The organism is Mesorhizobium sp. M7A.F.Ca.AU.001.01.1.1 (genome assembly GCF_004022735.1).
GTDB classification, from domain to species: Bacteria; Pseudomonadota; Alphaproteobacteria; order Rhizobiales; family Rhizobiaceae; genus Mesorhizobium; species Mesorhizobium ciceri.
The window spans coordinates 1-8,095 of record NZ_RZPF01000246.1; the positions used below are offsets into that span (position 1 = coordinate 1).

Annotated in this window: 9 protein-coding genes; 7 read left to right on the forward strand and 2 right to left on the reverse strand. The window is 63.6% G+C overall.

Annotated elements, in window-relative coordinates:
- The 7 genes from EN884_RS16665 to EN884_RS16695 form a co-directional block, all read left to right on the forward strand.
- Positions 1–619, forward strand: a 619-nt coding sequence (locus EN884_RS16665; protein ID WP_245491939.1) for a PfkB family carbohydrate kinase, incomplete at its 5' end; no start/stop codon positions are given.
- 57 nt (positions 620–676) lie between these two features.
- Positions 677–1,738, forward strand: a complete 1,062-nt coding sequence (locus EN884_RS16670) for an ABC transporter substrate-binding protein (RefSeq protein ID WP_013530805.1) — start codon at positions 677–679, stop codon at positions 1,736–1,738.
- A 64-nt stretch (positions 1,739–1,802) separates the two neighbouring features.
- A complete protein-coding gene (locus EN884_RS16675; RefSeq protein ID WP_013530806.1) occupies positions 1,803–2,666 on the forward strand; it encodes an ABC transporter permease in 864 nt (287 codons plus the stop codon).
- A complete protein-coding gene (locus EN884_RS16680; protein WP_063168550.1) occupies positions 2,666–3,454 on the forward strand; it encodes an ABC transporter permease in 789 nt (262 codons plus the stop codon). Before EN884_RS16675 ends, EN884_RS16680 begins: the two co-directional genes overlap by 1 nt.
- Entirely contained in the window at positions 3,454–4,518 is a 1,065-nt protein-coding gene (locus EN884_RS16685) for an ABC transporter ATP-binding protein (protein WP_128360635.1), read from the forward strand. The genes EN884_RS16680 and EN884_RS16685 overlap by 1 nt, the downstream gene beginning before the upstream one ends.
- 70 nt (positions 4,519–4,588) lie before the next feature.
- Positions 4,589–5,839 carry an aconitase X gene (locus tag EN884_RS16690; protein ID WP_063168548.1) on the forward strand — a complete coding sequence of 417 codons (1,251 nt, stop codon included), beginning with the start codon at positions 4,589–4,591 and terminating at the stop codon, positions 5,837–5,839.
- A complete protein-coding gene (locus tag EN884_RS16695) occupies positions 5,836–6,294 on the forward strand; it encodes a DUF126 domain-containing protein (RefSeq protein WP_013530810.1) in 459 nt (152 codons plus the stop codon). The genes EN884_RS16690 and EN884_RS16695 overlap by 4 nt, the downstream gene beginning before the upstream one ends.
- Here EN884_RS16695 and EN884_RS16700 read toward each other — a convergent pair.
- Positions 6,255–7,340: a siderophore-interacting protein gene (locus EN884_RS16700; RefSeq protein WP_063168547.1), complete on the reverse strand. Its 1,086-nt coding sequence runs from the start codon at positions 7,338–7,340 to the stop codon at positions 6,255–6,257. The genes EN884_RS16695 and EN884_RS16700 overlap by 40 nt on opposite strands.
- 2 nt (positions 7,341–7,342) lie before the next feature.
- Positions 7,343–8,095 (reverse strand): TonB-dependent receptor (locus EN884_RS16705; protein WP_128360636.1); only part of this gene is annotated, 753 nt, incomplete at its 5' end.

Here is an 8,095-nt window from a genome sequence, read left to right on the forward strand (position 1 = left end):
CGACATGATGGCGCCGGTCGCGGTGGCGCCGGGAGACTGGGTGTTCACCTCCGGCTACACGCTGAGCTACCCTAAGAGTCGCGATGCGCTCACTGATTGGATCGAGGCGCTGCCGGCAGGTATTCCCTTCGTCTTCGACCCGACGCCGGTCATCACGGACATTCCGCGTCCCATCCTGTCGCGGGTGCTTGCCCGCACCACATGGCTGAGCTGCAACACGACGGAAGCCGCCGAGATTGCCGGCCCAGGCGATGTCGAGGGCCTCGCGGTACGGCTGCTGGGCGACCACTGCCCGAAAGCAGCGGGCGTGGTCATCCGCTCCGGGGCAAAGGGTTGCCATATCAGGTTGGCCGACGGCACGGCGCAGACCGTTGCCGGCTTCAAAGTCACCGCCATCGACACCAATGGCGCCGGCGACACCCATATCGGTGCTTTCGTCAGCGCGCTGGCGCACGGCATCCCGCCCTTCGAGGCAGCGCGCTATGCCAATGCGGCAGCGGCCATATCGGTCACCCGCCATGGCGGCTCGTCGGCGCCGACCGACCACCAAATCCAGACATTCCTGAGCCATGCCGCCGACCCGTCGGGAGCAGGCCGGACACAGAAGGCCAATGCATAACAGCTGGAAAGCCTGACAAGCCCGGGAACCGGGCAAACCCACAGAGAGGAACCAACCATGCGCATGCCTGACTTGACTGCTCTGCTGACGGCGACCGCCGTCTTTACCTCCGCACTCGCGTTCGCTGCCAAGGCTGACGAAGTGCATGTGCTCAACTGGAAGGGATACGGCGCCGACGAACCATGGGCGGTGGAGGCTTTCGAAAAAGCGACCGGCAACAAGGTCGTCAACGACTTCTTCAATTCCGAACAGGAAATGCTGACCAAGATCCGGACCAATCCCGGCCTCTACGACGTGGTCATGATCAATGCCGCCTTCAACGACCAGGCGATGGACGGCAAACTGATCCAGCCGATCGACGTCTCCAAATTGCCGAACTACGCCGACATCAGCAAGGACAAGGCGGGATCGCCGATGCTCGTCCATGACGGCAAGGTCTATGGCGTGCCGTGGGTGTGGGGCCTCACCGCGCTCGCCATTAACGACAAATCCTTCGACAAGCCGCCGACGAGCATCGCCGAGATGTGGGATGCCGCCCATAAGGGCCGCGTCGTCATTCGCGACGATGCCGTCGAAGCGGTGCAGTTCGGCGCCATCGCAACGGGCCAGAACATCAACGACATCAAGGATATGGATGCGGTCAAGGCGAAGCTCACCTCGTTGATGCCGCAGATCAAGACCTTCTGGAGTTCGGAGAACGACTGGAACCAGATGGTCGCCTCCAACCAGATCGACATCGGCACCTACTGGAGCGGCTCGGCCGATCGCGCCAAGACGCATTTCAAATTGCCGGTCTCTCTGGTCGTGCCGCAGGAGGGTGCCGTCGCCTGGCTCGACGCGTTTTCCATTCCGGTCGGCGCCAAGAACGTCGCCGGCGCCGAGGCTTTCATCAACTACATGATCGACCCGAAATTCTACGTCGAATGGGTCACCAAGGTCGGTGCTCCTGTCTCCGCCAACACCAAGGCGGTGGAAGCGCTGCCCGAGGATGCCTTCAACCGCAAGGTCATGGGCGACCCCGAGGTGGCCAAACGCATCCAGTTCCAGGCGCCGATCACCGATGCCCAGCGCGAAGCCTATCTGGCGCTGTGGCAGCAGTTGAAGGTCGACGTGAAATAGAGCCAACATCCCGGCCAGCCGGCGGTTCGCGCCGGCTGGCGTTTCAATCCTGGGGGAGGGTATCATGGCAGCTGCGACAGCGTCGCGAAGCGGGCTGAGATCGGCATTGCCGCTGCTGGCGCCAGCCTATCTCTGGCTGACGGTGGCGATCTTCCTGCCGCTCTCGGCCATGGTCTTTTTCTCGTTCATGACCGAGCTGCCGCTGTCGGGAAAGCCGTGGACATTCACCCTTGGCAACTATGCCACCTTCTTCTCGCAAAGCCTCTATCTGACACTGCTGCTGGCCTCACTGCGGCTTGGCCTCGAAGTGACGCTGTGGTGCGTCGTCATCGGCTATCCCGCCGCTTACGTGCTCGCCAAAGTGCTGAAGGGGCGCAGCCGCGAGGCGATCTTCCTGCTCGTCATCTTGCCGTTCTGGTCGAACGGGCTGGTGCGCATCTTTTCCTGGGCGATGGTTTTGCGCGAGGGCGGCATTCTCGACACCGCGCTCAACGCCGTGCTGCCGTTCAAGATCAACATCGACCTGATGTATTCCTATCCAGCCGTCATCATCGGGCTGGTGCATTCCTACGTGCCTTACATGGTGCTGACCTGCTATCTCACGCTGCAGGCGATCGATGACTCCCTGATTGAGGCCGGGCGTTCGCTTGGCGCTTCACGGCTACAGGTGCTGAAGCGGGTGATCATCCCGCTGTCGATGCCCGGATTGGTCGCGGGTGCGGCCCTGATCTTCGTCCCCGTCGTCGGCTCGTTCATGGAGCCGCGCATCCTCGGCGGTCGCACCGGCACCTTCTACGGCACGGTCATCGAGGACCAGTTCGTCGCCGTGTTCAACTGGCCGCTCGGTGCCGCGCTTTCTTTCATCCTGCTGGCCGTGGTGCTGGTCATCCTGGCGGTGGCGTCGCCGGTGCTGCGGAGGGCCGCGTGATGGCGACGACCCGCGTCCTCGAATGGCTTGGCCGCTTCTACATCGGTCTGCTGCTCGCCCTCCTCTATCTGCCGATCATCATCATGGCGCTGATGTCGTTCAACGTCTCGCCCTTCTACCAATTGCCGTTCGAATGGACGACCGAATGGTACGCTTCGCTGTGGCAGAACGACCAGCTGATCGCCGCCACCTGGAACAGCGTCGAGATCGCCGTCATCACCACCGTCATCTGTGTCGTGCTCGGCTCGGCGGCATCGCTGGCGCTCTATCGCTATGAGTTTCGCGGCAAGAAATTCCTGCAGGCGCTGTTGTTTCCGCCGATCGCCATTCCGTGGCTGATCACCGGCACGGCGATGCTGATCTTCTTTTTCGGCGTCGGCATCGGTCGCGGGCTGCATGCGATCCTGCTTGGCCATGTCGCACTGGCGCTGCCCTATGTCATCGTCGTCGTCTCGGCCCGGCTGCAGACCTTCGCGCCGGAGCTGGAAGAGGCGGCACGCTCGCTCGGCGCCAACCAGTGGCAGGTAACGAGGCGCGTCACGCTGCCTTGGATCATGCCAGGCGTTATTGCCGGAGGGCTGTTTGCGTTTGCAGTGTCGTTCGACCAGTTCGTGGTGTCCTATTTCCTGGCGACGCCTGGGCAGACGACGCTGCCGGTGGAAATCTACGCCGCGATCCGCAAAGGATTCACGCCCGAGATCAATGCGGTCTCGACGATCATCATTGTCGTGTCGATGGCGCTGATGCTGCTCACGGCGCGGTTCTTCAAATTCGGCGGAGAGAAATAATGGCCGGCGTGCAGGTATCTGATGTCTCGCGCAGTTTCGGCGCACACAAGGCGCTGGACAATGTCTCCATCGATTTCGCCGATGGCGGGTTCTATGCGCTGCTGGGGCCGTCGGGCAGCGGCAAGACCACGCTGCTGCGCCAGATTGCCGGTTTCGATTTTCCCGATTCGGGCCGCATCACCATCGGCGGCGAGAGCGTCGAGCGGGTGCCGGTCGAAAAGCGGCGCATCGGCATGGTGTTCCAGAACTATGCGCTGTTTCCCAATATGAGCGTCGCCGACAATGTCGCCTTCGGCCTGTCGGTGCGCGGCGAGGCCAAGGCGGTGATTGCAACGGAGGTGCAGCGCGCGCTCGATCTGGTGCAGCTCGGCAAGCTTGGTGGCCGCCGGCCGCACCAACTCTCCGGCGGGCAGCGGCAGCGTGTGGCTCTCGCCCGCGCTATCGTCACCAAGCCGCGCGTGCTTTTGCTCGACGAGCCGCTCGGCGCGCTCGACAAGGCGCTGCGCGTCGATATGCAGATCGAGCTCAAGCGCATCCAGCGCGAGATCGGCATCACCACCATCTTCGTCACGCACGACCAGGCAGAAGCGCTGACGATGAGCGACCGCATCGGCATATTGCGCGACGGCAGGCTGGTGCAGGAGGGGCCGCCGGAGGAGATCTATAACAGGCCGAAGAGCGAGTTCGCCGCCACCTTCCTCGGCGACGCCAACATTTTTCGCGGCGACAGCACGGGCGATGGCATCCGGCTGGCGGACGGAACGGCGATTGCCGCTGGTGTGGGTGCCAAGCTTGCCGCCGGCGCCAAGGCGAGCTGTGCCGTGCGGCCCGAACGCATCCGCATCGCCAGGGATGCCGGAGCACCGGATGGCAACGCCAACATGCTCAAGGGACAGGTTTCCAAGCGCATCTTCGCCGGCAGCAACAGCACCTATTTCGTCGAGCGTGCTGGTCAGACGTTGAAAGTGATTGTGCAGAATACCGGCATGGAACGGCTGGCAGAAGGTCAGGATGTCGTGCTGCGCTGGTCGCCTGAAAGCACGGTGTTGATCGCGGCGAACTGATCCTCACCGGGTCTTGCCAGACCGTCCGCAATCAGGGACAGCATAGACGGGCACGACCCGGAGCATACCGATGACCCTGGAACTGACTGCACGCGACCGATCCATGCTCGACGGCGAGCATGGCCTGTCAGCGGCTGCTGCCATGAAAATCCTGGTCGCCTTTTCCAATGCGATCGGGGCAGGTCGTCTGCTCGACATTGCCGGCGCGCATATCGATGGTTGTCTCTACCATGGCAAGGCCGGTCTCGATTTCGTCGAGCGGCTGGTCGAAGGTGGCGGCCGCGTGCAGGTGCCGACGACGCTGAATGTCGGGTCGTTCGATCTCATCCATCCCGGCATGGTGAAATTGCCGGCGGCCGAAGAGGTGCCGGCGCGACGGTTGATGAAGGCGCATATGGAGCTCGGCTGCCAGGCGACATTCACCTGCGCGCCCTACCAGACGCGCTTCCGGCCGAGCTTTGGGCAGCAGATCGCCTGGGGTGAGTCCAACGCCATCGTCTTTGCCAATTCGGTGATTGGCGCGCGCACCAACCGCTATGGCGATTTCATCGATCTGTGCTGCGCCATGACCGGGCGCGCGCCGGCCTGGGGTCTGCATCTGAGCGAGAACCGGCGCGGCCGGATCTTGTTCGAACTGGCCTTTGCCGACCCCGAGCCGAGCGACAGCCTGTTCGTCGGCATCGGACTTGTCATCGGGCAGGCGAGCGGCGACCGCATTCCGGTGATTGCCGGCCTGCCGCAACCGCGCGACGAGGACCAGCTGAAGGCGTTGGGCGCGGCGGCGGCAACGACGGGTGCTGTGGCGCTGTTCCATGCGGTCGGCATCACGCCGGAAGCGATGACGCTCGACGAGGCGTTCCAGGGTCATGCGCCTGACGAGACGATCCGCATCAGCCGCGCCGACATCGATCATGCGCTGGCCAGGCTATCGACCGTGCCCGATGGCGCGCCGCTGGCGGCCGTGTCGCTCGGCACGCCGCATTTTTCGCATGAGGAATGGATGCGACTGTTGCCGTTGCTGCGCGAGGCAGCACCGGGTAGGCGCATTCCGATCTATGTCAACACCGGCCGCGCGACGCTGACGCGATTGCAGGAGGAGGGCGCGCTGGCCGGTATGGAGGCGTTCGGCCTGATCCCGGTCGCCGATACCTGCACCTATGTCACATCGATCCTGGAACGCCTCGATGGCGTGGTGATGACCAATTCCGGCAAATGGGCGCACTACGCACCCGGCAATATCGGTGTGTCCGTCGCCTTCGCCGAGATGCGGGATTGCATCCGCTCTGCTGCGGCCGGGCATGTTGTGCGGAGCGCGTCATGACGCGACCGGTGGAACGAACCGGCACTTTCCAGCTGGCCGGTGACGCTGAGGGTCAGGCGCTGGTGTTTTCGCAACCGCTCAGCTTCTGGGGCGGTATCGATGCCGAGACCGGCGAGATAACAGACCATTCGCACCCCGGCCTCGGCCGAAATGTCGCTGGCAGGATTTTGGTCATGCCGAGCGGGCGCGGCTCGTCGTCTTCATCCTCGGTCCTGGCCGAGGCGATCCGCAGGGGCACGGCGCCGGCCGGTATTCTTCTGGAGCGGCCGGACCCGATCCTGGCGGTCGGTGCCATCGTTGCCGAATTTCTTTATGACATCCGCATGCCGCTGGTGGTGTGCGATATTTCGAACCTTGTCTCCGGTGATCAAATTGATATCGGCATCGGCAAAGACCGCGGGCCGATCATCAGAGTTCACCCCGCCATCAATCCGGCAGAGCCACGCCGCCAATAGGCCGCCGCCAGCGTTTGATCGCGACCAAGCCCCAGCGTGTCGCGCCAACATTCGCGCACGATCTTGGCGGCAGCGGCTTCCGCCGCGAACCAGCCGAAGGCCGAACCGTCCTGCGGCCACGCCACCGAGCGGACAGCCTCGGCCAGCAGTCTGTCCTCGCCCGCCGCCACGCCATCCCGTGTCAGCCAATGAACCTCGATGCCCGTGCCATTGTTGATCGCTTGTCTTTCACCATCATTGGCGATCTCGACGAAGGCGACGCCTTTTGTCCCGGCCGGTAGCGTCTCCAGCAGCCGAGCCAGCGCCGGCAAGCCGGTTTCGTCGGCGCCCATGACGTACCATTCTGCCTGCCGCACCGGACGGCCGACCGGGCCCATGATGCCAACCTTCATGCTGGGCGCGGCCTGCATGGCCCAGGCGGAGCCGACGCTCTCGCCGGGATGGATCAGGAAGTCGACATCGATGATGCCCTTTTCCACGTCGAGCGCGCGGATGGTGTAGACGCGCGCCACTGGGCGCCGGTCGTCGGTGGGCCAGACCGGTAAGCCATTGCCGCCCAGCACCGGCCACAGCGGATCGGGGACGTCCCTGGTCGGAAACAGCATGCGGATATGCATGCCGCCGAACTTGGCGAAGCGCGAGAGGTTCTCGCCGGTCAGACGAATGCGGCGCATATTCGGAGTGAGGTCGCGAACATCGGTCACCACCATCTCGCGGAACTGGGCGAGGCTGGTTTCGCCTGAGAGATCGCCGGTCCAGACGATCTCGGGGTTTTCCTCCTTGGCGTAGACCTGTACGGCTGTGGCGAGCAGGTCCTTGATACGGGCGAGCCCGTCGCGGTCGGCAGCATTGGCCCGCATCACCAGCCGCTCCATGTCGAACGAGGCGCCGCCGAAGGCAAAGCGGAAATCGATGCGCTGTCCCTGATGCGAAGCATCGGCCTCGAAGCTCCGCAGCCTGTCGGAGATGCTGTCCATGTAGTCCGGCAGACGCCGCAGGTTGAGCCGTGCCTCGCAGGCCAGTTCACGCACCGATGCTTCGTTCATTGTCAGCCTCCGATCCTGCCGGTGAGGCCCACCTTGAAGGTGCGGCCCTTGCCCTGTTCTGTTGCCGCCGAGGTCGACCATGCGCTTTGCGGATCGGTGTAGGCGGTGTTGAAGATGTTATCGACGCCGAAATCGAGCTTGAGGTTGTCGTTGACGCGCCAGTTGGCGAAGACATTGACCAGATCGAAACCGTCATCGACGACCGGCACGGCGTTGGGATTGGTGCGGCTGGTGCGGGTGATCTTGCCGACGCTGAGATATTGCGCGCCGACGGTGAGCTGGTCCTCCAGCATGCGGAAGCCGATCGTGGCCGAGAAGCGGTCGAGCGGCGTGTTGTTCAACGCCTGGCCGGAATAGACGCCGCTGACGACCTTGGCGTCGATCAGCGCGCCGGAGAGGTTCACGAAACCCCAGCCATAATCATAAACCATCTCGGCCTCTACGCCCTTCAGGCGTGCGTCGCCGATGTTGATTGCCGTGCGCGGCAGCACGGTGAGGTCGACGTCGATGTAATCCTCGACGTCAGTGTGGAAAACGTTGACCTTGGCGCGCAGCCGATCACCCGCCGTCAGCACATCGTCATATTTCACGTTGACGCCGGCCTCCCAGTTCTTTGCCGTCTCGGGCTGCAGCAGAAGATTGGGCCGATATGTATCACCGCCGCCATGCGCGCCGCCGCCACGGAAGACATCCTGCAGACCCGGCGCCCGGTAGCCTTCGGAATAGGTGCCATAGAGCTGGAAGCCATCGAATGG